This window comes from Streptomyces sp. NPDC086835, from assembly GCF_044745705.1.
Classification (GTDB): domain Bacteria; phylum Actinomycetota; class Actinomycetes; order Streptomycetales; family Streptomycetaceae; genus Streptomyces.
The window spans coordinates 304,265-328,405 of record NZ_JBIVAU010000003.1 but is presented as its reverse complement, the minus strand read 5'-3'; the positions used below and the strand labels follow the sequence as shown (position 1 = coordinate 328,405).

Genomic DNA, 24,141 nt, shown 5'->3' with positions numbered 1-24,141 from the left:
TGTACGCGCCTTCGGCCCCTTGTAGGCGAGACAGCAGGGCTCCAGTGAGCGACTTCGCCGGCCGTCGCACGGTGACCGACCGCGGCACGGCCACCTTCGACACACCGAAGTGATGCGCCGTCACCTCTGAGGAATGATGGTGATCTTGATGCCGACCATCCCTCTTCAGTGCCCACTATCAATCCTCGTCGCAGCCGGTCAGCGTCGCACCCGCGGCATCCCCAGTCCGATCCACGAGATGATCTCGCGCTGGATCTCGTTGTTGCCGCCGCCGAAGGTGAAGATCACGGCCGAACGGTAGCCGCGTTCCAGTTCGCCGCCGAGGACCGCGCCCGCCGAGCCCTCCTTGAGGGGGCCCGCCGCGCCGACGATCTCCATCAGCCAGGCGTAGGCGTCGCGCCGGGCCTCCGAGCCGTAGACCTTGACCGCGGAGGCGTCCTGCGGGGTGAGGGTGCCGTCCTGCACGGCGTTCACCATCTGCCAGTTGAGCAGTTTCATGGCGTCGAGCCGTGTGTGGGTGCGGGCGAGACGGCCACGCACCCAGCCGAGGTCGATCACCCGGCGGCCGTCGGTGAGCTTGGTGTCGGCGGCCCAGCGCTGGACGTCGCGCAGTGCGCGGATCGCCATGGTGCCGTGGGCGGCGAGGGTGACCCGCTCGTGGTTGAGCTGGTTGGTGATCAGCCGCCAGCCCTTGTTCTCCTCGCCCACCCTGTTGGCGACGGGAACGCGCACGTTGTCGTAATAGCTCGCGGTGGTGTCGTGCGAGGCGAGGGTGTTGATCAGCGTGCAGGAGTAGCCGGGGTCGGTCGTCGGTACGAGCAGCATGGTGATGCCCTTGTGGGGCGGGGCCTCGGGGTCGGTACGGACGGCGAGCCAGATCCAGTCGGCGGTGTCGCCGTTGGTGGTCCAGATCTTCTGTCCGTCGACCACGTACGTGTCCCCGTCCCGCACGGCCCGGGTCCTGAGCGCGGCGAGGTCGGTGCCGGCGTCCGGTTCGCTGTAGCCGATGGCGAAGTCGAGCTCACCGGAGAGGATCTTCGGCAGGAAGTACGCCTTCTGCTCGTCGGTGCCGAACTGCATGATCGTCGGCCCGACGGTGTTGAGTGCCATCAGCGGCAGCGGCACTCCTGCCTGGGCCGCCTCGTCGAAGAAGATGAACTGCTCCATGGGGGTCAGACCGCGGCCGCCGTACTGTTCGGGCCAGCCGACGCCGAGCCAGCCGTCCGAGCCGAGCCGGCGGATCGTGCGACGGTAGAAGCGCTTCCTGGCGGCCGGCTCGGCGTACCGGGCGTAGGCGTTGTCGGGGACGATCCCCGCGAAGTACCTGCGCAGTTCTGCGCGTAACTGTTCCTGCTGCGGCGTGTATTGAAGGTGCACGGCCCCTCCAGGCGTCTCGCGGTGCGCCCCTTGCGCGGCGGCGCGCACACAGTAGAACGTGTTGCAAGAATCCGGAAGGGCCGTGCCCAGGCGCGCTAGCGGGAGGCGTAGACGGCTTCGACGAGGGCCATCTTGCGCGGGTCGTCCGCGATGTGCGGGCCCATACGGTTCATCACGTACCCCATGGCTATGCCGGCTTCAGGGTCGGCGAGTCCGCAGGAGCCGCCGAAGCCGTCGTGGCCGAAGGCCCGGGGGTTGGGCCCGTACGAGCCGTTCGTGCCGCTCAGCCAGAGGCCGAGGCCGGCCTCGGTGTCGTGCGCGAAGCCGGCCGCGAGGACCAGATCGGGGCAGCCGCCCTGGCCTTCGCGCACCCGCTCCGCAGCCTCCCGCGACAGCACCCGGTGCCCGTGGAGCTGCCCCTGCCCGGCGAGGATGCCGTACAGCGCGGCGACGGCGCGGGCGGTGCCGTGGCCGTTGGCGGCGGGGATCTCCGCGGCCCGCCACCCGGCGGAGTTGGCCGCGTCCGCGCCGGTGGGCGGGTTGGTCAGGGCGGCGATGGCGACGGGTGCCAACTGGGCGAAGACCGCCGCCTGTTCACTGCTCCTGGAGGCCATCGGGTGCACCAACTCGGCGGCCCGGCCGAAGTCCCGCTCCGGCAGGCCGATGGTGAAGTCGATGCCCAGCGGTCCGGTGATCTCCTGCCGCAGGAACTCGCCCGGCAGCCGGCCGCTGACCCGGCGCACCACTTCCCCGACGAGGTGGCCGTAGGTGATCGCGTGGTAGCCGGAGCGGGTGCCCGGCTCCCACCAGGGTTCGGTCGCGGCCAGCCGGGCGCAGGTCAGTTCCCAGTCGTAGAGCTGGTCGAGCGAGTGCGGCTCACGCAGTCCGGCGAGGCCCGCCCGGTGCGAGAGCAGGTGGCGCACGAGGACGCTCTTCTTGCCCGCCGCCGCGAACTCGGGCCAGTAGTCGGCGACCGGCGCGTCCAGGTCGAGCAGCCCGCGGTCGGCGAGGACGTGGGCGCACAGGGCGGTCGGCCCCTTGGTCGTGGACCACACGTTCACCACGGTGTCGCTCTGCCACGGCACGGTCCGGGCGTCGTCCGCCCAGCCGCCCCACAGGTCGACGACCTTGTCGCCGTCGGCGAGGACGGTCACGGCGGCACCGAGCTCTCCCCGTTCGGTGAAGTTCTTCTCGAAGGCGGCACGGACCGCCGAGAAACGCTCGTCGCAGTGGCCTTCGATGCTGATGGGTCGCTCCGCCATGTCCGGCAGTCCTCCGTCACCTTGTCCCTGCACGTCGCAGCGAACATACCGACTGGTCGGACTGAGGGGGAAGGGGGCGTACGGCGGTTGGTCGCGGGTGAGCGAGGATGGACCCGTACGATCCCGGACCGGAAGGACGACGCGATGGCCCTTGACGATTCCGCACCGCTGCGCGACGGTTCGGTGCTGCTGCGCACCGAAGGGCACGCCGGATACATCACCCTCAATCGCCCCCGGGCCATCAACGCGCTCACCCACACCATGGTGCGAACCGTCGACGCTGCGCTCGAGGCCTGGGAGCACGACGACGACATCGCCCTCGTGGTCGTCTCCGGCGCCGGTGAGCGGGGGCTCTGCGCCGGAGGGGACATCCGCGCCATCCACGACGACGCGCGCGCCGGCGGCCGGGCGTCGGTGGCCTTCTGGCGGGACGAGTACCGGCTCAACGCGCGGATCGCTCGCTACGCCAAGCCGTACGTGGCGCTCATGGACGGCATCGTGATGGGCGGCGGCGTCGGTGTGTCCGCGCACGGCAGCGTCCGGGTCGTCACGGAACGCTCGGCCGTCGCCATGCCGGAGACCGGGATCGGCTTCGTGCCGGACGTCGGCGGCACCCACCTGCTGGCGCGGGCGCCCGGCGAGCTCGGCACCCACCTGGCGCTCACCGGTGACGCGGTCGGCGCCGGCGACGCGCTGCTGCTCGGCCTGGCCGACCACTTCGTGCCCGGCGACCGGCTCGCCGGCTTCGCCCGGTCCCTCCGGTCGGCGGATCCCGCCCAGGCGCTGCGTCGGTACGCGGCCGAGCCCCCGGCGGCGGAGCTCGCCGCCCATCGCGACTGGATCGACCACTGCTACGCCGCCGGCTCCGCGGAGGAGATCGTCGAACGGCTCTCGGACTGCGGGGAACCCGCCGCCAAGGAGGCCGCGGAGACCATCCTGAGCAGGTCTCCCACCGCTGTGAAGGTGACCCTCGCCGCGATCCGCCGGGCCCGCGCGCTGGGCGCCCTCGAGCCCGTTCTGGAGCAGGAGTTCCGGGTCTCCTGCACGGCCCTCGCCTCGCCGGACCTGGTCGAAGGCATCCGCGCCCAGGTCATCGACAAGGACCGCGACCCGCGGTGGTCGCCCGCGCGGCTCGACGCGGTCCACGAGAAGGACGTCGAACAGCACTTCGCCCCGCTCGCCGCGGGCGAGCCGGGCCTCGGACTCACCGACTGACCCCGGAACCAAGGCCCTTGCCTCCTCCGGGGCCGAGGCCGCTCCGAAGCGCCGCTCCGAAGCGCCGGCCCGCGTCTGTCCGAGGCCGTGGCCGTGACCGGAAGGGGCGGGGCGGGAGAAGGCCCCGCCCCTTCCGCGTCACGCCGCCCGGTCCCGCAGCGACACCACGCTCCGGCGTACCTCGGTGGTCGTGCCGTTCACCGTCACCGCCAGCGTGAACTCCCCGGGACGCAGCGCCGTGAGGCGGCCCGTCGCCGGGTCGAAGGACGCCACGTGGCGGCCCCGTGCGCCGTCCGCCCGTCCGATGTGGACGTTGGGCGAGCCGGACCAGTCCGCGCTGACGGGGTACGCCACGGGAACGCGGCGCGTGCCCTGGACGACCGTCGCCTTCACGTCCCCGCTCTCGCCGGGCCGCAGGGCGGCGGGCGCCTCCAGGTCGAGCCCGTCCACATGCGTCCGGGTCTGGACGGAGAGCCAGTCGGGCCGGGCCTCCCACGGTGCCCGGCGCGCTGCTGCCTGCTCGGCCCGTGAGACGTCGTCGACGCCGACGAGCGACCAGCCCGTGAAGCCTCCCTCGTCCGCCGGGCCGGCCGGGGCCTTGCCGGAGTTGCCGTTGACGAGGTAGGGCACGCCGTCGACGTGCGCGGCGTGGAAGACGCCGACATGGCTGCCGATCAGCGCCGCGCCCTTGCCGGTCGTACGGCGGAACTCCGCCAGCCAGTTCTCGATCAGCGCGGCCTCCTTGCGGTCGCCGAGCCGGCTGGCCTGCTGGACGGTCGGGTCACGTGGCGGGACGTGCTCGACGACCATCACGGACCCGATGCCCGCGTCGACCGCCGCCGCGTCGAGCTGGGCCCGGAGCTCCTTGATCTGGGCGAGTCCGCCTCCGCGCAGAGTCAGGCTGGAGGTGTCCAGGGTGACGAAGCGGGTGCCGCGATGGTCGAACGTGCGCTGCGCGGGCCCGAACTCGGCGACGAAGTTGTCGATCCTCCCGCCCATCACCTCGTGGTTCCCGGGCACGTAGTACCAGGGCAGGTCGCCCCCCAGTTCCTCGTCGAGCACGCGGCGGGCGAACGCCAGGTCGGCCGGTGAGCCCTCGTCCACGAGGTCGCCGTTGACGACGAGGAAGTCGGGCCGTGCCGCCTTGATCTCCCGTAGGGTCCGGCGGGCCTGGGCGACGATCGGGCTGTCCGGGGCGCGGGCGACGAACTGGGCGTCGGACATGACGGCGAACCGCCAGTCCCGTCCTTCCGTGACGGCCGCGGGATCGATCAGCGGGTCGACGACGGGAGGCACGCGGGGCAGATCGACCGCGGGGGGCACCTGCGCGTCGAGTCCGTCGATGACGATCCCTCCGGTGTACTGCCGGTTCGCGGCGGTCTCCGCCAGGTAGAACCGGTGCACCGCCAGCGGCATCGCCGCGCCCTGCGGCACGTCGAACTTCACCTGCCGCCACCCGGTCCAGGTGATGTAGGGCCCGCGCAGCAGCTGATCGGACCCGGCGGCGTCCTTCAGGTGGAGGGTGGGCCAGGCGCCGTTGCCGTCGCCCTTGATCCAGAGGGTGAAGGACTGCGGCTGTCCGGCGACCGGGATCCGCTGCGGCGGGTTGGCGTAGGCGGCCCTCGTCGCCGTCGACCGGGTGAAGTCGTAGGTGAGGTTCAGGCCGGTGCCGTCGTGCCCGTCCGGTGTCGGTGCGACGGAGCCGCTCGCCCGGGCCTGGCTGAAGGTCCATGAGCCTGCGTCGTCGAAGCCGGTGACGGCCTGCTCGGCGAGGCCGACGCTCACGGCGAGCGTGGTGCTCACGCCCCCGGCGGTCGCGGTGATCCGCCCGGCGGTGCTGCCTCCGGTGCGCGCGGTGACGGTGAAGGAGCCGCGTCCGTCGTCGCGGACGTCGAACAGGTCGTGGTCGTAGTCGAGTCGTACGTCGGCGGGCTCGATCGGCGCGCTGTTGCCCTGGGCGTCGAGGCCGAGGACACCGAAGGCGCCGGCCGTGCCGGGGTCGGCGAGGGAGACCCGACGGGTGGTCGGCTCGATGCGGGCCAGGTCGTCGAGCACCGTGAGCCGGATGCCGCCTTCGGCACCGGCGCGTTCGGCGCGGACCTCGGTCGTGCCACTGCGCCGTGCCCGGAAGACGCCGTCCTGGTCGACCCGGCCGACGGAGGGCCGCGAGGTGCGCCAGTGCGGGGCGCCGGCGGCCGGTCCGTACGTCTCGTCGTAACCCGCGGCGGTGAGCCTGCGGGTGAGCCCGGGGAAGACGCGCTCCGGGTGACCGCCGAGCACCGGGTCGGCCGTGGGGGCCAAGGACGCCGGCACGGCGGTCTCGACCCAGTAGCCGCGCAGCCTGCCGCTGCCCTCGGGGGCGGTGAGGGCGAGGCCGTTGGGGACCTCGCGCTCGCTGCCGTCGGAGGGGCTGTTCTCCACCTGGAGCGCGTCACTGCCCGGTTCGCGGGCGACCAGGGTCGACGAGCCGCCGCCGTCGAGGTTGAGCGCGTTGTGCGCGCCGGCCTTCTTCATCATCAGGCCGAGCTCGGTGAGGGTGACGCCGCCGCTGTCGGCCTGCCGGCCGTCGACGGTGATGATCCGCATCGCCCGACCGTCCTTCGAGAAGCCGACGGCGGTGCGGGGCGCGGCGGTGTTGTTGCCCGCGCCGTCGTGGTTCTGTGCGACGCCGTCGACGACGAGGAGTTCACGGCCGCCGACCGCGGTGCGCGGCACGGGGCCGCTGTCGGTGCGGGGCCGGTACTCCACCTTCACCGCGTCGCCCGGCCGCAGGGCCGCGAGTACGTGGGCCCCGGCCTCGCGGCCGACGAGGACCGTGGTGCCCGCGGGCACGGCCCCGGTCCCGGGCCGGTCGAGCACTTCGACGACCTTGCCGTCGCGTACGACGGCTTCCGCGACGGGCGTCGCCGTGTCGGTGGTGAGGGCGCGGTCGGCCTCACCCCATGCCGAGGTGTACGCCCCGATCCCGCCCGCCGGTACGTTGGCGGCGTTGTACGCGCCGAGCGGGTGGGTCTTGCCGGGGACGGTGAGGGTGCCCTCGAAGTACATCTGCAGCACCCGGCCCGCGCCTTCCGGGCCGATGCCGACGGCCCGGTGGGCTCCTGGGGCGGGCGAGTGGGTGATCTCGCCGTCCTTGACGCCGGGGCCCTGCGGTGCGCCGGTCTGGTTGATGTCGAAGAAGTCCCCGTTGATCGCGGCGACGGTGCGGCGGCCCTCGCCGGCTTCGTGCCGGGCGGCGAGTTCGGAGACGCTGCCGCGGTCGGCGACCTTCCCCGAGGACAGGTAGTCGGCCTGTACGCCGCTGCCCAGGTCGACGGAGAGCGCGTCGACGCGCAGCCACTTGCCGGCCTCGAGCCGGTCGTACGAGGTGAGCCGGACGCCGGGTGCGATCGGCCGGGACGCGCGGGCGGTCTCGATGCCGTCGGGGTCGGCGACGGCTGTCTGGCTGCCGCCGGCGGCGCTGGCGGGCGGCGGTGCGACGGGCCGCAGTATTTCGGCGGTCTGCCGTGGCGGGGGCGGCGGATCAGCGACGGCGGGGGCGGCGGCCCCCACCACGAGTGCGGACAGCGTCGCGGCCAGCACGACGGTGTGTCTTGCTCTGCCAAGGCCCACAAGTACTCCTGGAGGATGGCTGGTTGAGCGTGCAGTAAGCGCTGTCGGCGGACAGCATCGCCGGGCCAAGAGGATCGCGCCAGAGGTCGGGATGAAGGACGGGAGAACACAAGGAACGCACTGGCATCTTCGCGTGACGGGGCATCAGCACCCCGTGTCACCACGCCGATGCCGGCCGACTGCCGGCGGGGCGTGGGAATCCGGTGCCGCTGGAGTGTCCGCGGCGCGACGGACGCGCGCCGTCGTCCACCGCTTGCGCTGCCCCGGGGCGTCTCGGGCCGCGGGTGGCCGATGGCCCTGCCGTGGCCGGTGAGTCGGCGGGCGCAGAGGCGGAGCGCGGCGCCCTCGGCGGGACCGTAGAACGCGGCGTGGTGGTCAGTGTCCGGACGACCGCGCCGAGGTCTCCGGCTCGGACACGGAGGCGGCCTTGCCGCGGCGGGACGGGCGGGGGCCGCGCGGGCGGCCGCTTCGGCTCGGACCGGGACAGCGAAAGGCGGGCGGACCGTCACGGTCCGCCCGCCTACGTCATGTCAGTGCTGGGCGCTACGACGCTTGCGCGCGGCCCACATGATGCCGCCGCCGGCGAGGATCACCGCGGCAGCCGCTCCGGCGATGACCGGGGTGGCGCTGGAGCCACCGGTCTCGGCCAGGCCGCCGCCGGGCGTCCCGGTGCTCGGCGGCGCCGAAGGCGTCGCGGGCGCACTGGTCGCGGGGGCGCTGGTGGCCGGGGCGCTGGTGCTCGGCGTCTCGCTGGGGGTGGGCGAGGTCTCGCTCGGCGTCGGCGAGGGGGGCGTCGTCGACGGCGTGGGGCTCGGGGTCGCGTCGTCGCAGACCGGCGCGGTCTTGGACTCGTCGCGCGAGAACTGGTCGCCGTCGCCGGCCACGACGACCAGACGGACGGTGAGTTCCTTGTCGTGCTCGGGAAGGTCGAGCTTGTCGTGGAATTCCTTCTTGAAGGTCTTCGTCGGCAGCAGTTCCTTGCCGTCCACCGTGATGGTCACGGTGTTCTCCTCGGTGGGGCTGTACGCGGTCAGGTCGACGCTGACCTTGTCACAGGTCACCGACCACACCGGCGTGTGCGCGATCGCCGGTGCGGCGGAAAGGCCGACGCCGAGTGCGCCGGCCGAAGCGACGGCTATGAGCGCTCCCGTACGCCGCCACGTTCTTCTGGTCTCAGTCACTGGTTCCTCCACGATTACCGCGCCAATGCGTCTGGCGGTGCGCGCACAGTACCGCTGACGCCTCATGGCACGACAACCGCCCCTTCCCCTTGGGGGATACGGCGGCTGAAATCACGTCAGTCGAGTCCGCGGCGCGTCGCGCGGGTCCACGCGGGCAGAACGAACCAGCACACCACGAACCACACCACCATGGCGACGACGAGCCACAGCGCGATCGTGTCGTCGAGCACCACCCGGAGGATGAGAAGGAGGGCGGCCGCCATCGTGCACAGCAGCAGCACGAGACCGAGCACGGTCAGGCGGGAGGCCCAGGAGACCGTCTGCGGCTTGAGCCGGCGGCCGGTGAGCATCCGGTGGAACGCCACGGGACCGATGAGCACCCCGGTGGTCGCGGCGCCCAGTACGACGGTCACCGAGTAGATCGTCTGGTCGGTCTGTGACAACTCGACGAAGCGTGGCTGAAACGCGACCGTCAGCAGGAAACCGAAGAGGATCTGCACGCCTGTCTGCGCGACCCGCAATTCCTGGAGCAGGTCCGCCCACCTGCGGTCGGCCCTTTCCTCCTCTGTCTCGTCGCGGCCGCGTACGCCATTTCCCTTTCCACTGTCATTGCCCCTTTTCCGGTCCATTACGCTCAGGCTCCATTCGCATCGGACAGTGTGTGCGGCGGGAAAATGCGGGCACCCGCCGTCATGGAGGTGCAGACAATGGTTCCTATCCTGCTCGTTCTCCTTCTCGCCGTCGTTCTGTTCGGCGCCGGATTCGCGGTGGAGGTCCTGTGGTGGATCGCCCTCGCCGTCCTGGTGATCTGGCTGTTGGGATTCCTGATGCGCAGCACGACGGCGGGTGGCGGGCGTTCTCGCTGGTACAGGTGGTAGTGGTGGAGTGACGAAGGGCCGCCCCTATCGCAGGGCGGCAAGCCGGCGGCCGGCGGGGCCCAATGCCCGCCGGCCGCCGAGCGCGTCGCCCCACGGGTCGGTGCGTGCCTGTTCGAGGGCGTCCGTGACCGTCCACCGCCGCGGGCCCGTCCGCGGGTCGTCCAACTGGTCCCAGCTGATCGGTGCGGCGACCGGCGCGCCCGCCCTGGCACGCACGGAATAGGGCGCCACCGCGGTCTGCGCGTAGCCGTTGCGCTGCACGTCGAGATAGAGCCGGTCGCCTCGGGCCTGCTTGCGCACCGCGGTGGTCAGGTGGTCGGGGTCGCGTCCCGCGAGGGTCTCCGCCACCTCCTGGGCGAAGGAACGCACCCCGTCGAAGTCGGTGTCTCCCGACAGGGGCACGATCACATGGAGCCCGCGGGAACCGGTGGTCATGAGGACCGAGTTGAGGCGCAGATCGTCGAGGAGCTCACCGAGCTGCCGCGCCGCGCGTCGCACCGTCTCGAAGTCGTCGGCCGTGTCGCCCGAAGGGTCCAGGTCGAACACCAGCCGGTCGGGCCGCTCCAGCCGGCCGGTCCGTGACTGCCACCGGTGGAAGGTGATGCACGCCTGGTCGACCAGGTGCATCAAGGTGGCGGTGTTGTCGCACACGGTGTTGACCACGGTGCCGCCCTCCTTGCCGACCTCCACCCTGCGCACCCACTCCGGATAGCTCTCCGGGGTGTTCTTCTGCATGAAGCGGGGCCCGCCGACGCCGTCGGGGTGACGTTCCAGCATCAGCGGCCGGCCGCGTAGATGCGGCAGCATGTACGGCGCGACGGCCCGGTAGTACTCGGCCAGATCTGCCTTGGTGATGCCGTCGTCGGGGAAGAGCACCTTGTCCGGCCGCTGGATCTCGACGGTCCGCCCGCCGGCCCGCACGGGGTGGGTCCGCTCTTCCTTCACGGGTGCACCATCGCTTCCGCGACGAGCAGGCGCACGGCCGCACTGATGGACTCGGCGTCGATGCCGGAGGCGTGCAGCTGTTCCTCGGGCGAGGCGGATCCCGGGATGTTGCGCACCCCGAGGCGTATCACCCGCGGCATGGGGCGTCCGTCGGAGAACGCTTCGGCCACCGCGTCGCCGAGGCCGCCCTCCGTGCGGTGGTCCTCCACGGTCAGCAGACAGCCGGTGTCGTCGGCCGCGCTCTGCAGGGTGCCCGCGTCGACGGGCTTGACCGAATAGAGGTCGACGACGCGTACCGGGATGCCTTCCCGTTCGAGGACGGCGGCGGCGGTCAGCGCCTCGTGCACGGTCACTCCTGCGGCGATGACGCACACGCGGTCGCGGTGCGAGGCGCGCAGCACCTTGGAGCCGCCGACCGGGAAGTCCTCCTCGGGGCCGTAGATCACCGGCATGTCGGAGCGGCTGGTGCGCAGGTAGCTCACGTTCGGCAGATCGGCCATGGCCGCGACGAGCCGCGCGGTCTGGTTGGCGTCGCACGGGTAGAGGACGGTGCTGCCTGGCACCGAGCGGAACATCGCGAGGTCCTCGAGTCCCATCTGCGAGGGCCCGTCCTGGCCGATGGCCACGCCGGCGTGGGAGCCGACGAGGTTGACGGAAGCGCGGCTGACGGCAGCCATCCGTACGAAGTCGTGGGCGCGGGTCAAGAAGGCCGCGAACGTGGCGGCATAGGGGACATAGCCCCGTGTGGACAGGCCGACGGCGGCGGCCACGAGCTGCTGTTCCGCGATGTAGCACTGGAAGTGGCGGCCGGGATGTTCCTTGGCGAAGTACTCGGTGCGCGTCGAGTCGCCGACCTCGCCGTCGAGCGCGACGACGTCCGTGCGTGCGGAGCCGAGAGCGGCCAGCGCCTGCCCGTACGCGGTGCGGGTGGCGACCTTGTCGCCGGTGTCGTACGCGGGGAGGGTGAGCCCTTCGGTGTGCCGCTCGTGCAGGACCCGGGCCGCAGGCGGCTGCTGGACCTCGATCCTGGCGGTGCGCACACCGCCCAGTTCCGCGATCGCGTCCGACGCCTCGGCCAGGGGCTTGCCGTGCTTGCCCTCCTGGTCCGCCACGGCGGACACGCCGTGCCCCTTCTCGGTGCGGGCGATGACGGCGGTGGGGCGGCCGACCGTGCCGGCTGCCTCCGACAGGGCGTCGTCGACGGCCCTGACGTCGTGCCCGTCCACCTCGACGGTGTGCCAGCCGAAGGCCTGAAGTCGGCGGGCGTACGCGTCGAGGTCCCAGCCGAAGCGGGTGGGGCCGCGCTGGCCGAGCCGGTTCACGTCGAGGATCAGCGTCAGGTTGTCCAGCCGTTCGAACGAGGCGTGCTCCACGGCCTCCCAGACGGAGCCCTCCGCCATCTCGCTGTCGCCGGACAGCACCCATACGCGGTACGGGATCTGGTCCAGCCGCTTGCCGGCGAGGGCCATGCCGACCCCGACGGGCAGCCCCTGGCCGAGTGAGCCGGTGGCCACGTCGACCCAGGGCAGCCGCGGGGTGGGGTGTCCTTCGAGGCGGCTGCCGTGCTTGCGGAAGGTGAGGAGTTCCTCTTCGTCGATCGCCCCGGCCGCCACGTACATGGCGTACAGCAGCGGTGACGCGTGCCCCTTGGAGAGCACGAGCCGGTCGTTGCCCGGGTGTTCGGGCCGGTCGAAGTCGTAGCGCAGATGGTGGGCCAGCAGCACGGCGCCGAGGTCGGCCGCGGACATGGAAGAAGTGGGGTGCCCGGAGCCCGCGGCATCGGCGGCGCGTACCGCGTCGACGCGCAACTGCTGAGCCAGTTCCATGAGTTGTTCGTCCTGCATCTCACTGCTCCTTGGAAGGGGCGCCGCCGACGCGCGCCAGTTCGGGCGAAGCGGTGTCCAGCGGGACCGACCAGGAACGCACGAGCCCGAGCTGGACCGCCTGCCGTGGAAGTACGGCGTCGAGCGCCCAGTCGGCGGCGACGCGCACCCGGTTGCCGGGCATCGCGGCGAGGTGGTAGCCGCGGGTGACCGCGCCCGCGAGCGGCCCGGACAGCGCGACACCGAGCGGGTTGGCGGCGGCCTTGACGCCTCCGAGGTCGACGGCGAAGCCGAGGTCGTGGTGGGAGTAGGCGCGGGGGGTGCCGCGGCCGAGGGACGCGGCGACGTTGCGGCCGGCCGTCCTGCCCTGACGGGAGGCGTGCTGGGCCGTCATCGGCGTGTACTCGCCCGGCCTGGTGACGTCGGGGACCGCGGCGGCGTCGCCGCACGCGAAGACTTCGGGGTGACCGGGCACGGTGAGCCTGGAGTCGACGACCAGCCGTCCGCGCTCGACGGGCAGTCCGACCTCGGAGACGAGCGCGTCGGGCCGCACGCCCACGCACCAGACCAGGGTGCGGGTGGCGATGTCGTCCCCGTCGTCGAGCAGCGCCCCGTTCGCCGTGGCTTCCTTGACGGAGGTCTTGGTGCGGACCTCGACGCCCCGCTCGCGCAGCACCCGGCCGGCGGTGTCGGAGAGCCTGCGGTCCAGCTCGGGCAGGACCCGTTCCGCGATGTCGACCAGGATCCAGCGCGGCGGGGGCTCCCGGTGGCCGGTGCGCTGCCGGTCCGCCAGCGCCCGGGTGAACAGGGCGCCCTGGGCGGCGACTTCGGTGCCGGTGTAGCCGGCCCCGACGACGACGAAGGTGCGCCGGGCGGCGCGTTCCTCCCTGGTCCCCGCGGAGGCGGAGAGCTCCATCTGCCGGGTGACGTGGTCCCGCAGGTAGAGGGCCTCCGGCAGCCCGCGGAAGCCGTGTGCGTGTTCGGCGACACCGGGGACGGGGAGCAGCTTGTTGACGCTGCCGACGGCGAGGACGAGCCGGTCGTAGTCGAGCCGGCCCGTCCCTCCCTCGGTGTCTTCGTAGTGGACGTGCCGCCCGTCGAGGTCGACCCCTGTGGCCCGGCCGAGGACCAGTCGGACCCGCGGCAGCGAGCCGGGCAGGGACACGGTGACCCTGCGGGGTTCGAGGATGCCGGCGGCCACCTGCGGCAGGAGCGGCAGGTAGAGGAAGTAGTCGGTCGGGTTGAGCAGGACCACTTCCGCATCGTCGCGGAGGGTCCGGCTGAGAGTGCGGGCCGCCTGGAAACCGGCGAACCCGGCTCCCACGACGACGACTCGGGAACGGCTCACAATCGGCTCCGTTCTCAGACGTGAACGGTTACGGGACGTGCGCGTCGAGCGCGCTCCGGGTGCCCTCGGCGCCGCCGGTCAAACCCGGGGGGCGCCCCCTGGCGCCCCGGCCGGCCCGGGCGATTTCCCGGGCGACGCGCCTTCCGTACGCGCGCCGATCGGCCTTCGTACGTGCGGGATTCACGCCTGTTCTCGTTCGTACCTGCGGGGTTCGCCCTGTCGTCATTCGTCCGTGCGAGGAGGGTTACGCCCCTCCTCATTCGTACGTGCGGGGTGTCGGCCTGTCCTCGACCACCGGCGTCGAGGGCGGCACGACCACGCGCCGTCGCCGGGCGATGCTGGTGAAGGTGGCGACTCCGATGATGCCGACGGCCATGAGGATCAGCCCGACCACGTCGAGGTTCGCGCCTTCCACCTCCCAGTCGGTGGCGAACGTGAGAATCGCTCCGGCGGCGATCAGGATGATGCATCCGCCAAGACCCATGTGACTCACCTGTTTCTGTCAGTTCAGCCGGTCCGTTCTTGTCTTTGTCAGCTGGTCCGTTGCGGGTACCCGCCTGAGGTAGGGCCATGCATGTACGCCGGGCGACACCGCCGTGGCGGCCGCCGGATAGGGCACCGGGCGCAATGGATCAAGAGCGCCCCGGAGAGGGCAAGGTCACAGCCGCCGGACCTGCTGTGACTGTGGGTACTGACCTAACATCCGGGGCATGACGGTCCTCCCCGATGACGGGTTCTCACTGGCCGCCGAGTTTCCGGATGCGACCCATGAGCAGTGGCAGCGCCTGGTCGAAGGCGTACTGCGCAAGGCAGGCAAGGACGCGGCGGGCGCGGCGGCAGAGGACGCACTGTCCACGGCGCTGGAGGACGGGATCACCACCCGTCCTCTGTACACGTCCGCCGGCGGTGCCGACTCGGCCGGTTTCCCCGGTTTCGCTCCTTTCACCCGCGGCGCCACGCCGGAGGGTGGTTCGGTCGCGGGCTGGGACGTACGCCAGCGTCACGAGCGGCCGGATCCGGCCCGTACCAACGAGGCGATCCTCGCCGACCTGGAGAACGGCGCGGCCTCCGTGTGGCTGGCCGTCGGGGACGCGGGTGTGCCCGTCGACGGCCTGGCAACGGCCCTGGAGGGCGTCCACCTGGACCTGGCTCCCGTCGTGCTCGACGCGGGCGGTGACTTCGAGGTCGCGGCACGCGAACTCCTCGGCCTGTACGAGAAGCGGGCGACCACCCCGGAGTCGGCGCTCGGCAATCTCGGCGCGGACCCTCTGGGCCACGCCGCACGCACCGGCCGCCACGCGGACATGGAGGAGCGGACCGCCGTCGCCGCCGAGCTCGCCGCGCTCTGCCACACCACGTATCCCAATCTGCGCGCGGTGAGCGTCGACGCCCTTCCCTACCACGAGGCCGGCGCCAGTGCCGCCCAGGAGCTGGGCTGTTCGCTCGCCACCGGTGTCTCCTGGCTGCGGGACCTGACCGCCGCCGGGCTGGACGCCGAAGCGGCCTGTGGGCAGCTGGAGTTCCGGTACGCGGCCACCGCGGACCAGTTCCTGACGATCGCCAAGCTGCGGGCGGCCCGCCGGCTGTGGGCCCGGGTGGCCGAGGTGTGCGGAGTGACCGGGGGCGGCGCCGCCCAGCGCCAGCACGCCGTGACCTCCACGGTGATGATGACGCGGCGGGACCCGTGGGTGAACATGCTGCGCACGACGGTCGCCTCGCTGGCCGCCGGTGCGGGCGGCGCCGACGCGGTGACCGTGCTCCCCTTCGACCACGCGCTGGGCCTGCCGGACGCGTTCGCGCGCCGGATCGCCCGCAACACGTCCTCGATCCTTCTGGAGGAGTCGCACCTCGGCAGGGTCGTCGACCCGGCCGGCGGTTCCTGGTACGTGGAGCAGCTCACGGACGAGCTCGCCCGGGCGGCCTGGGCGTGGTTCCAGGAGATCGAGCGCGCCGGCGGCCAGGCCGCCGCGCTGCGCGGCGGGCTCGTCGCCGAGCGCCTGGGCGCGACGTGGGAGAGCCGCCGCAGGAGGCTCGACACCCGCCGCGAACCGGTGACCGGCGTCAGCGAGTTCCCGCTGCTGGGTGAGCCGGCGGTCGAACGCGACCCGGCGCCGCGGCGGCCGGCGGGAGGCCTGCCGGTGGTCCGCCGCGACGAGGCGTTCGAGGAGCTGCGGGCCCGTTCCGACGCGCATCTGGCGGCGACCGGCGCGCGGCCCAGGGTGTTCGTCGCGGCGCTCGGCCCGGCGTCCGCGCACACCGCGCGGGCGGGTTTCGCGGCCAACCTCTTCCAGGCCGGGGGCATCGAAACGGTGCACGACCCGGTGAGCGTCGACGCGGCCTCGGCCGCGGCGGCCTTCACGGCGAGCGGCGCGCAGGTGGCGTGCATCTGCTCCAGCGACGCGCTCTACGCGGAGCAGGCGGCGCAGGTCGCCGCGGCCCTGAAGGCGGCCGGCGCTCTGCGGGTGTTCCTCGCCGGGCGGCCCGGCGAACAGCGTGAGACGTACGAGAGGGCCGGTGTCGACGAGTTCGTCGTCGCGGGCGGCGACGCGGTCGCCGTCCTGACCGGGGCCCTCGACCGGATCGGAGTGGCGTGATGGGCATCCCGGACTTCACGGGGATCGAGCTGGGTCCCGCCACCGCGGGCACGGCCGACGAGAAGCAGTGGCGCGCGGCGCTCGAGGCCGCCACCGGCAAGGAGGCCGGTGAGCTGGTGTGGGAGACGCCGGAAGGCATTCCGGTGAAACCGCTGTACACGGACGCGGACCTGGCCGGCGTCGACTTCCTCGGTACGTATCCGGGTGTGGCGCCGTACCTGCGCGGCCCCTACCCGACGATGTACGTCAACCAGCCCTGGACGATCCGGCAGTACGCCGGGTTCTCCACGGCCGAGGAGTCGAACGCCTTCTACCGGCGCAACCTGGCGGCGGGCCAGAAAGGCCTGTCCGTCGCGTTCGACCTGCCGACGCACCGCGGGTACGACAGCGACCATCCGCGGGTCACCGGCGATGTCGGCATGGCCGGTGTGGCGATCGACTCGATCTACGACATGCGGCAGCTGTTCGACGGCATCCCGCTGGACCGCATGAGCGTGTCGATGACCATGAACGGGGCGGTGCTGCCCGTCCTCGCGCTGTACATCGTGGCCGCGGAGGAGCAGGGCGTACCGGCTTCGATGCTCGCGGGGACCATCCAGAACGACATCCTCAAAGAGTTCATGGTCCGCAACACCTACATCTATCCGCCCGGCCCGTCGATGCGGATCATCTCGGACATCTTCGCGTACACGGCGCAGAAGATGCCGCGCTACAACTCGATCTCCATCTCCGGGTACCACATCCAGGAGGCCGGGGCCACGGCCGACCTGGAGCTCGCGTACACGCTCGCCGACGGCATGGAGTACCTGCGGGCCGGTATCGGGGCGGGCATGGACGTGGACGCGTTCGCGCCCCGGCTGTCGTTCTTCTGGGCGATCGGCATGAACTTCTTCATGGAGGTCGCGAAGCTGCGGGCGGCACGGCTGCTGTGGGCGAAGCTGGTGAAGGGCTTCGACCCGAAGAACCCGAAGTCGCTGTCGCTGCGCACCCATTCGCAGACCTCCGGCTGGTCGCTGACGGCCCAGGACGTCTTCAACAACGTCACGCGTACCTGTGTCGAGGCGATGGCCGCGACGCAGGGGCACACCCAGTCGCTGCACACCAACGCCCTCGACGAGGCGCTGGCGCTGCCGACCGACTTCTCCGCGCGCATCGCCCGTAACACCCAGCTGCTGCTCCAGCAGGAGTCGGGCACGTGCCGGGTCATCGACCCGTGGGGCGGCAGCGCCTACGTCGAGAAGCTGACGCACGATCTGGCCCGGCGCGCCTGGCGGCACATCGAGGAGGTCGAGGCCGCGGGCGGCATGGCGAAGGCCATCGACGCCGGCATCCCCAAGCTCCGCATCGAGGAGGCCGCGGCGCGCACCCAGGCACGGATCGACTCCGGGCGTCAGCCGGTGATCGGGGTGAACAAGTACCGGGTGGAGTCCGACGAGCAGATCGACGTGCTCAAGGTCGACAACTCCCAGGTGCGGGCCCAGCAGATCGAGAAGCTGCGACGGCTGCGCGCGGAGCGCGACGAGCCCGCCTGCCAGGACGCGCTGCGCGCCCTGACCGCGGCCGCGGCCGCCGGCCACGTGGGGGGCGGCGGCCTCGAGGGCAATCTGCTGGCGCTGGCGGTGGACGCCGCCCGTGCGATGGCGACCGTCGGGGAGATCTCCGACGCCTTGGAGAAGGTGTACGGCAGGCACTCCGGCCAGATCCGTACGATCTCGGGTGTGTACAGGAACGAGGCAGGCATGTCGCCCGCGGTGGACGCGACCCGTGCCCTGGTCGGGGAGTTCGAGCAGGCGGAGGGCCGGCGGCCGCGCATCCTGGTCGCCAAGATGGGCCAGGACGGGCACGACCGGGGCCAGAAGGTGATCGCGACGGCGTTCGCCGACCTCGGCTTCGACGTGGACGTCGGCCCGCTGTTCCAGACGCCGGCCGAGGTCGCCCGGCAGGCGGTCGAGGCGGACGTCCACATCGTCGGCGTCTCGTCCTTGGCGGCCGGGCACCTGACGCTGGTGCCGGCGCTGCGGGAGCAGTTGGCGGCGGAGGGCCGCGAGGACATCATGATCGTCGTCGGCGGTGTGATCCCGCCGCAGGACGTCCCGGCGCTGCACGAGGCCGGTGCCGCGGCGGTGTTCCCGCCGGGGACGGTGATCCCCGACGCCGCGAGGGACCTGGTGCGGACCCTGGCCGGTTCGCTCGGCCACGAGTTGTCGTAGGGCCTGCCCATGCCACCGAAGATCGACATCGACGCCTATGTGAAGGGCGTGCGGGACGGCTCGCGGGCGTACATCGCCCGCGCCGTCACGCTGGTGGAGTCGACCCGCCCGGACCACCGGGCGCTCGCGCAGCGGCTGCTGACCGAGCTGCTGCCGTTCGCGGGGGCGGCCAGGCGGGTGGGCATCAGCGGGGTGCCCGGCGTCGGCAAGTCCACCTTCATCGACGCGCTGGGCTCGATGCTCACGGGGCTCGGGCACCGCGTGGCGGTGCTCGCCGTCGACCCGTCGTCCACCCGCACCGGCGGCTCGATCCTGGGCGACAAGACCCGGATGGAGCGCCTGGCGGTGGACCCGGCGGCGTTCGTACGCCCCTCCCCCAGCTCGGGGACGCTGGGCGGGGTCGCCAAGGCGACCCGGGAGACGATGGTCGTGATGGAGGCCGCGGGCTACGACGTCGTGCTGGTGGAGACGGTGGGCGTCGGCCAGTCGGAGACCGCCGTGGCGGGCATGGTCGACTCGTTCCTGCTGCTCAGCCTCGCCCGCACCGGTGACCAGTTGCAGGGCATCAAGAAGGGCGTGCTGGAACTGGCCGACGTGATCGCCGTCAACAAGGCCGACGGTCCGCACGAGCGCGACGCCCGCTCCGCGGCCCGCGAACTCGCCGGAGCCCTCCGTCTGATGAACCCGGCCGACGCCGCGTGGACCCCGCCCGTTCTGTCGTGCAGCGCCCGGGAGGGCACCGGACTGGAAGCGGTGTGGGAGCGCCTGGAGCAGCACCGTAAGGTCCTGGGCTCGACCGGCGCTCTCGACGCCAAGCGCCGTGAGCAGCAGATCGGCTGGACGTGGGCGATGGTCCACGACACCCTGTTGGACCGGCTGCACAGGCACCCGGGGGTCCGGGAGCTGACGGCCGGCCTGGAGCAGCAGGTCCGCAGCGGGCAGATGACCGCGACGCTGGCCGCGGAACGCATCCTCGAAGCCTTCGCACAGCCGGACCCGCGGCAGCCCTAGCCGCATGGCGGAGCCGGGTGCGCGGTTCCGCCGATCCGCGCACCCGGCCCGTTCTCCCATCCCATGGCCGCTCGGCCGATCTTCGGGTCCCCGCCCTCCGCCGGTCCAAACCTCGCTGCCCGGAAACTGCCCGCGCCCGCCCCGTCTCTTCCTGTGTCGGTGCCGGTGGAGTGGGGTACCCGGCCCCGGCAGCCGCCCCGAATGGGCTGGTGAGGGACGAGTGGAAGGCGAACAGCGATGGCAGAGCTCGTAAGAGAAGTCATGACGGCCGGGGTGGCGGCAGTGCGGCCGGACGCCTCCCTCGTCGAGGCGGCGCGGCTGATGCGGGACCTGGACATCGGCGATGTGCTGGTCGCCGACGGCGACACGGTGGTCGGGATGCTCACCGACCGGGACATCACTCTCCGTTCGGTCGCCGAGGGCGCGGATCCCGCCGGCGTCAGCGCCTCTTCCGCGTGCACCCCCGACCCGGTGTGCGTCGCCCCCGACGATTCCGTGGCGTCCGCGGTGCGGCTGATGCGCACGCACGCGGTGCGCCGCCTGCCGGTCGTCGAGGACGGCCGCCCGCTCGGCGTGGTGAGCCTCGGAGATCTCGCCGCCGCCGAGGATCCGCACTCCGCGCTGGCGGAGATCAGCGTCGCCGAGAGCAACAACGAAAGGAGCTGATCATGCTGATCGCGTTTCTGACGGCCCCTGAAGGAGTGGAACAGGTCGAACTCACCGAGCCCTGGCAGGCCGTGTCGGACTCCGGCGACAAGCCGCAGCTGGTGTCGACGCGTTCCGGCCGGGTGCAGGCGTTCAACCATCTCGACAAGGCGGACACCTTCCCTGTCGACCAGGTGGTGGCGGACGCGTCGGTCGACGAGTTCGGCGCGCTGGTGCTGCCCGGCGGCGTGGCCAATCCCGACGCGCTGCGGATGGACGCCGACGCCGTGGCGTTCGTCAAGGCGTTCTTCGACGCGGGCAAGCCGGTCGCGGCGATCTGCCACGCGCCGTGGACGCTGATCGAGGCGGACGTGGTGCGCGGCCGCAGTCTCACCTCGTGGCCCAGCCTGCGTACCGACATCCGCAACGCGGGCGGGGAATGGGTGGACGAGCGGGTGCGCGTCTGCGAGGCGGCGCCGAGCACCCTGATCACCAGCCGCAAGCCGGGTGACCTCGAGGCGTTCTGCGACGCGTTCACCGCCGAGTTCGCGAAGGCTTCCGGCGTCGGCGCGAGCCGCTGAGCCGCCGGACACCAGGTGTGGACGCGCCCGGCGCGTTCACACACTCCATGCTGCCCGCGCCCGGGGACCGGGACGCGGGCCGGCGGCAGGCCCCCGGGCGCCGGGGGCCTGCTCCGTTTCCCGCACGCTCACTGCGTCCTGCCCCGGGCCCCGGAGCGGGTCCTGCCCGGAGCCACCGGCCGGTCGGGGTAGCGCCGCAGATACTCCGCCTCCAGGTCCGCCATCCGCACGTTGTGCGCTTCCAGGGCGGCGGGTGAACCGTAGAGGAGTGTGTCGTGGCGGCTGCGGTGGATGGTCTCGAGTTCCCGCAGCAGATCCTGTTCGCTGAGGTCCGCCGGGTCGACGCCCTTGTGCCCGTGCTCGGTCTCGTTCACGGCATCCGTCCCTTCCGAGTCGTCCTGGTCGTGGCGTGTGTGGGTTGACCTTGCGGGTACCCGCTCGTGACGCGATACCCGGCCTCCGAGGGAGGAAGTCATGCAGCTGTCGTTTCTCACCCCTCTCTACGAGCGTCCAGGTCCATGGGCCAGCGTTCATCTCGACACCGGATGGGAGAACGAGTCGACCACGAGGCGGCGTGAGCTGCAGGCCCGCGATGTGTGCGACGCCCTCACACGGCAAGGGGCCGACGACGCTACCGGGCGTGCTGTCTACGACGCCCTGATGTCACGGCCGGGGCCGACGCACGGGGCCGGGCGCGCCGTGTTCGCGACCGCCGGTCAGGTGGTCCTCGACCCGCCGCTCGCCGTGCCCCCGGCCGTCTCCCCGGACGTACGGTGGTCCGCCCTGCCGCACGTTTCGCCACTGCTCGACCTCGGCGCCCGGGAGCCGGTGTGCCTGGTCGCGTACATCGACCGGCTCGGCGCGGACCTGGAAGTGCGCACCCCGGTCGCCTCCCGTCCCGCCGGCCACGCCGAGGGCTGGGACTGGCCGGTGCACCGTACGGGACGTGACGACTGGTCGGAGTGGCACTTCCAGCGGAGCATCGAGAACACCTGGGAGCACAACGCCGGTGAGATCGCGGCCGCGATCGCCACCTGCGAACAACAGGTGAAGGCCGACCTGATCGTGCTGGCCGGCGGGGCCCGTGAGCGCAGGGCGGTCCACGACAAGCTGCCCCCGCAGCTGCGGCCGATCGCCGTGGAGACCGAGCACGGCGGCCGGGCGGAGGGCGCGGCCACCCGGTTGCTGGACAAGGACATCGAGAGCGCACTGCACGAGCTCGCCCTGCGTACCACCGACAAGGAGCTCGACCGGTTCCGCGCCGCCCACGACTCGGTCGCGCAGACCGTCCCCGATCTGGTGGAGGCCGCGCGCGAGCACCGGATCGCCGAGCTGTTCGTGAGGCCGGACGGTGCCGACACGCAGCGCGAGGTCTGGGTCGGCAGCGAGCCCGACCAGCTGGCCGTACGCCGTACGGAGTCGCAGTACCTGGGCGAGACCCGGCCCTCCGCGGCCCGTGCCGACGACGCGCTGCTGCGCTCGGCGGTGGTGACCGGCGCCGAGGTGCAGAGCGTCCCCGCCGACGGCTCCCACGACGTGCCGGTGGGCGGCCTCGGCGCACTGCTGCGCTGGCCGTACGAGTCCGGGGAACGACGGTGAGCACCCGAGGGAGCGGCGGCAAGGACAAGCAGCAGCGCGCCGTGCTGCACACGCTCCTCGAGGACCACGGGCGTACGTACGCGGAGGAGGCGGGGATCAAGCTGCGGGACACCCCGCAGCCGCTGTACCGGCTGCTGGTCCTCGCCCATCTGCTGAGTGCGCGTATCCGGGCCTCGGTCGCCGTCGCGGCTGCCCGTGAGCTGAGCGACGCGGGTATGCGCAGCCCCGAGGCGATGCGGAAGGCGTCGTGGCAGGAGCGCGTCGACGCCCTCGGTCGCGGTGGCTACCGCCGTTACGACGAGCGCACGGCGACGCAGCTGGGCGACGGCGCGGAACTGCTGACCGAGCGGTACGGCGGCGATCTGCGGCGGATGCGGAAGCAGGCCGGCGGCGATGTCGACTTGCTGCGCCGCCTTCTGCGGGAGGTCCCTGGCATCGGTCCGGCGGGCGCGGACATCTTCCTGCGGGAGGTGCAGGCCGTGTGGCCGGAGGCCGGGCCGCTGCTGGACGAGAAGGCCCTGCAGGGCGCCCGGCGCCTCGGGGTCGCCGACGACCCGGGGACGCTGCTGAAGCTCGCGGACGACGCCGACGCGGCGCACCTCGCGGCAGGGCTGGTGCGGGCCGCGCTCGACAAGGAACTCGCCGGTTCGGTGAAGGAACACGCGGCAGCATGAGAGTCGGCCGGGTACCCGGCCTACGGCGGGCGGAGCCGGGTCGGGGTGAACCGGCGGCGGACGGCGCCGTGCGTGGGGAACCGGCGACGGAGGACGGGGCCGGACGTGCGGATGCCGGACGCCGCGGCCTCCCGTGGCGTCCGGCATCCGTGCCGGCGGGTCACTTGCCCAGTGACCGCTTGAGCTCATCCTTGTTCATGGAAGAGCGACCGTGCACGTTGCGGCGCTGCGCCTCCGCGTACAGCTGGTCGTACGTGGGGCCTTCCGAGCCGCTGTGCGAGCGCTTGCCGCCGCGGCGCGAGGACGACATGTCCTGCGTGGACGTCTTGCTCGCGCTCTTGGACTCGCCCGAGCGGGCACGCTCCTTGTTGACCGTGCGCGCGGCCATCTCCTTGGCGCGCTTCTCGCTCGCTCCGCGTTCCTCGGCCCCCTCCTTGATGTGCTCGTACTGCCGTTCCCTCTTGGAACTCGAACCGCGTGGCATGACCACTCCTTAGCGACCGGACCTTGTGACCGGGGACGGGAAACCAACCCCTCCACCGTGCGCCGCGCCCGGATGGGCCGCAATCGCCGCGACTCGGGGCGCGGCCGATCGGGTACTGCGTGTACCCCGCGCTCCGAGGGACATTCCGGCGGCCGGCCAGGCGCGGAGCTCACTCCGGGAGCGTGACGACGAACCAGACCGCCTTACCCGTCCCATGAGGTGCCCATCCCCACTCGTCGGAGAGGCGGTCCAGCAGATACAGGCCGTGTCCGGAGGCCCGGGCGGGGTGGTGCGGGCCGCGGGGCCGCGGCCGGGCCGTGCCCGTGTCGCTGACCTGGACCCGGATCCGGCCGGGGCCGCGGTCGATCCTCAGCTCGTACGGGGTGCCACCGTGCGTGCACGCGTTGGTGACCACCTCGGACACGAGCAGCAGTGCGTCCTGGGCACGAACACGTCCGTCCGCCCCGGGCAGGGTGAACCAGTCCTCCAGCGCCTCGCGTGTCAGGTCACGGCATCGGGCCACGACGCCCCGCCCACCGTCGAGGGGGAAGCGGCGGCTGACGGAGATCTCCTGCTCAGACACCCGTTCCATATCAACCGCGTGCCCCCGAGCGATTGCTTCAAAGCACCTCGAAGGGGAATCATCAATACATAAGGAGCTCGCCCGACGGTCCCGCTGCACCCGGCAGCGCCGGCCTCCGC

Annotated in this window: 21 protein-coding genes; 9 read left to right on the top strand and 12 right to left on the bottom strand. The window is 72.3% G+C overall.

Translation table 11 applies throughout. The annotated features are described in order from the left end of the window. Positions 1-198: 198 nt before the first annotated feature. Entirely contained in the window at positions 199-1,377 is a 1,179-nt protein-coding gene (locus tag ACIPJI_RS13060; protein ID WP_356621734.1) for an acyl-CoA dehydrogenase family protein, read from the bottom strand. Between the two features lie 95 nt (positions 1,378-1,472). Beyond that, a complete protein-coding gene (locus ACIPJI_RS13055) occupies positions 1,473-2,639 on the bottom strand; it encodes a serine hydrolase domain-containing protein (RefSeq protein ID WP_402246142.1) in 1,167 nt (388 codons plus the stop codon). Positions 2,640-2,783: 144 nt separating this feature from the next. On the opposite strand from ACIPJI_RS13055, the gene ACIPJI_RS13050 reads away from it, so the two are divergent. Next, positions 2,784-3,854 (top strand): enoyl-CoA hydratase/isomerase family protein, encoded by a 1,071-nt coding sequence (locus ACIPJI_RS13050; protein ID WP_402246140.1) that lies wholly within the window; start codon positions 2,784-2,786, stop codon positions 3,852-3,854. A 138-nt stretch (positions 3,855-3,992) separates the two neighbouring features. On the opposite strand, the gene ACIPJI_RS13045 is transcribed toward ACIPJI_RS13050, so the two are convergent. From ACIPJI_RS13045 to ACIPJI_RS13035, 3 genes are all read right to left on the bottom strand, one after another. Beyond that, a complete protein-coding gene (locus tag ACIPJI_RS13045) occupies positions 3,993-7,466 on the bottom strand; it encodes a phosphodiester glycosidase family protein (protein WP_402246139.1) in 3,474 nt (1,157 codons plus the stop codon). A 530-nt stretch (positions 7,467-7,996) separates the two neighbouring features. Continuing rightward, entirely contained in the window at positions 7,997-8,647 is a 651-nt protein-coding gene (locus tag ACIPJI_RS13040; protein WP_402246137.1) for an LAETG motif-containing sortase-dependent surface protein, read from the bottom strand. A 116-nt stretch (positions 8,648-8,763) separates the two neighbouring features. Beyond that, positions 8,764-9,276, bottom strand: a complete 513-nt coding sequence (locus ACIPJI_RS13035) for a DUF6328 family protein (RefSeq protein ID WP_356621743.1) — start codon at positions 9,274-9,276, stop codon at positions 8,764-8,766. A 78-nt stretch (positions 9,277-9,354) separates the two neighbouring features. On the opposite strand from ACIPJI_RS13035, the gene ACIPJI_RS13030 reads away from it, so the two are divergent. Further along, complete coding sequence (locus ACIPJI_RS13030) at positions 9,355-9,525, top strand: hydrophobic protein (RefSeq protein ID WP_307704647.1); 171 nt, start codon at positions 9,355-9,357, stop codon at positions 9,523-9,525. 24 nt (positions 9,526-9,549) lie between these two features. Here the strand turns inward: ACIPJI_RS13030 and ligD are convergent, their stop codons facing one another. From ligD to ACIPJI_RS13010, 4 genes are all read right to left on the bottom strand, one after another. Further along, positions 9,550-10,470, bottom strand: coding sequence for a non-homologous end-joining DNA ligase (gene ligD / locus ACIPJI_RS13025; protein ID WP_402246133.1), 921 nt, complete (start codon positions 10,468-10,470; stop codon positions 9,550-9,552). Then, positions 10,467-12,314 (bottom strand): transketolase, encoded by a 1,848-nt coding sequence (locus ACIPJI_RS13020; RefSeq protein ID WP_356621746.1) that lies wholly within the window; start codon positions 12,312-12,314, stop codon positions 10,467-10,469. The genes ligD and ACIPJI_RS13020 overlap by 4 nt, the downstream gene beginning before the upstream one ends. Position 12,315: 1 nt before the next feature. After that, positions 12,316-13,641: an NAD(P)/FAD-dependent oxidoreductase gene (locus ACIPJI_RS13015; protein ID WP_402246131.1), complete on the bottom strand. Its 1,326-nt coding sequence runs from the start codon at positions 13,639-13,641 to the stop codon at positions 12,316-12,318. A 256-nt stretch (positions 13,642-13,897) separates the two neighbouring features. Next, complete coding sequence (locus ACIPJI_RS13010; protein WP_307704651.1) at positions 13,898-14,125, bottom strand: DUF6458 family protein; 228 nt, start codon at positions 14,123-14,125, stop codon at positions 13,898-13,900. A gap of 226 nt (positions 14,126-14,351) precedes the next feature. Between ACIPJI_RS13010 and ACIPJI_RS13005 the strand changes: the two genes are divergently transcribed. From ACIPJI_RS13005 to ACIPJI_RS12985, 5 genes are all read left to right on the top strand, one after another. Then, entirely contained in the window at positions 14,352-16,235 is a 1,884-nt protein-coding gene (locus tag ACIPJI_RS13005) for a methylmalonyl-CoA mutase family protein (RefSeq protein WP_356621747.1), read from the top strand. Then, the gene (gene scpA / locus ACIPJI_RS13000; RefSeq protein ID WP_402246129.1) at positions 16,235-18,445 is read left to right on the top strand and encodes a methylmalonyl-CoA mutase; all 2,211 of its coding nucleotides are present in this window, start codon (positions 16,235-16,237) and stop codon (positions 18,443-18,445) included. The genes ACIPJI_RS13005 and scpA overlap by 1 nt, the downstream gene beginning before the upstream one ends. 9 nt (positions 18,446-18,454) lie before the next feature. After that, positions 18,455-19,456, top strand: a complete 1,002-nt coding sequence (meaB, locus tag ACIPJI_RS12995) for a methylmalonyl Co-A mutase-associated GTPase MeaB (RefSeq protein ID WP_402246127.1) — start codon at positions 18,455-18,457, stop codon at positions 19,454-19,456. 237 nt (positions 19,457-19,693) lie between these two features. Next, complete coding sequence (locus tag ACIPJI_RS12990) at positions 19,694-20,122, top strand: CBS domain-containing protein (protein ID WP_356621751.1); 429 nt, start codon at positions 19,694-19,696, stop codon at positions 20,120-20,122. Between the two features lie 2 nt (positions 20,123-20,124). Next, on the top strand, positions 20,125-20,682 hold the full coding sequence (locus tag ACIPJI_RS12985; protein WP_402246124.1) for a type 1 glutamine amidotransferase domain-containing protein: 558 nt from the start codon (positions 20,125-20,127) through the stop codon (positions 20,680-20,682). 128 nt (positions 20,683-20,810) lie between these two features. Here the strand turns inward: ACIPJI_RS12985 and ACIPJI_RS12980 are convergent, their stop codons facing one another. Continuing rightward, positions 20,811-21,056, bottom strand: a complete 246-nt coding sequence (locus tag ACIPJI_RS12980; protein ID WP_307704657.1) for a DUF6158 family protein — start codon at positions 21,054-21,056, stop codon at positions 20,811-20,813. Between the two features lie 100 nt (positions 21,057-21,156). Here ACIPJI_RS12980 and ACIPJI_RS12975 point away from each other — a divergent pair, with 100 nt between their 5' ends. Both ACIPJI_RS12975 and ACIPJI_RS12970 read left to right on the top strand, forming a co-directional pair. After that, a complete protein-coding gene (locus ACIPJI_RS12975) occupies positions 21,157-22,281 on the top strand; it encodes a Vms1/Ankzf1 family peptidyl-tRNA hydrolase (protein WP_402246122.1) in 1,125 nt (374 codons plus the stop codon). Continuing rightward, positions 22,278-22,955, top strand: coding sequence for an endonuclease (locus tag ACIPJI_RS12970; protein ID WP_402246120.1), 678 nt, complete (start codon positions 22,278-22,280; stop codon positions 22,953-22,955). Before ACIPJI_RS12975 ends, ACIPJI_RS12970 begins: the two co-directional genes overlap by 4 nt. 160 nt (positions 22,956-23,115) lie before the next feature. Here the strand turns inward: ACIPJI_RS12970 and ACIPJI_RS12965 are convergent, their stop codons facing one another. Together ACIPJI_RS12965 and ACIPJI_RS12960 are read right to left on the bottom strand one after the other, a co-directional pair. After that, complete coding sequence (locus ACIPJI_RS12965) at positions 23,116-23,439, bottom strand: plasmid stabilization protein (protein ID WP_159694668.1); 324 nt, start codon at positions 23,437-23,439, stop codon at positions 23,116-23,118. A 169-nt stretch (positions 23,440-23,608) separates the two neighbouring features. Next, the gene (locus ACIPJI_RS12960) at positions 23,609-24,031 is read right to left on the bottom strand and encodes an ATP-binding protein (RefSeq protein WP_356621758.1); all 423 of its coding nucleotides are present in this window, start codon (positions 24,029-24,031) and stop codon (positions 23,609-23,611) included. Positions 24,032-24,141: the final 110 nt, after the last annotated feature.

Bases quoted from the DNA above. Each gene is read 5' to 3' on its own strand.
- ACIPJI_RS13055 (WP_402246142.1), bottom strand. From the start codon at position 2,639: ATGGCGGAGCGACCCATCAGCATCGAAGGCCACTGCGACGAGCGTTTC.
- ACIPJI_RS13050 (WP_402246140.1), top strand. From the start codon at position 2,784: ATGGCCCTTGACGATTCCGCACCGCTGCGCGACGGTTCGGTGCTGCTG.
- ACIPJI_RS13035 (WP_356621743.1), bottom strand. From the start codon at position 9,276: ATGGACCGGAAAAGGGGCAATGACAGTGGAAAGGGAAATGGCGTACGC.
- ACIPJI_RS13030 (WP_307704647.1), top strand. From the start codon at position 9,355: ATGGTTCCTATCCTGCTCGTTCTCCTTCTCGCCGTCGTTCTGTTCGGC.
- ACIPJI_RS13020 (WP_356621746.1), bottom strand. From the start codon at position 12,314: ATGCAGGACGAACAACTCATGGAACTGGCTCAGCAGTTGCGCGTCGAC.
- ACIPJI_RS13010 (WP_307704651.1), bottom strand. From the start codon at position 14,125: ATGGGTCTTGGCGGATGCATCATCCTGATCGCCGCCGGAGCGATTCTC.
- ACIPJI_RS13005 (WP_356621747.1), top strand. From the start codon at position 14,352: ATGACGGTCCTCCCCGATGACGGGTTCTCACTGGCCGCCGAGTTTCCG.
- scpA (WP_402246129.1), top strand. From the start codon at position 16,235: ATGGGCATCCCGGACTTCACGGGGATCGAGCTGGGTCCCGCCACCGCG.
- meaB (WP_402246127.1), top strand. From the start codon at position 18,455: ATGCCACCGAAGATCGACATCGACGCCTATGTGAAGGGCGTGCGGGAC.
- ACIPJI_RS12990 (WP_356621751.1), top strand. From the start codon at position 19,694: ATGGCAGAGCTCGTAAGAGAAGTCATGACGGCCGGGGTGGCGGCAGTG.
- ACIPJI_RS12985 (WP_402246124.1), top strand. From the start codon at position 20,125: ATGCTGATCGCGTTTCTGACGGCCCCTGAAGGAGTGGAACAGGTCGAA.
- ACIPJI_RS12975 (WP_402246122.1), top strand. From the start codon at position 21,157: ATGCAGCTGTCGTTTCTCACCCCTCTCTACGAGCGTCCAGGTCCATGG.
- ACIPJI_RS12965 (WP_159694668.1), bottom strand. From the start codon at position 23,439: ATGCCACGCGGTTCGAGTTCCAAGAGGGAACGGCAGTACGAGCACATC.
- ACIPJI_RS12960 (WP_356621758.1), bottom strand. From the start codon at position 24,031: ATGGAACGGGTGTCTGAGCAGGAGATCTCCGTCAGCCGCCGCTTCCCC.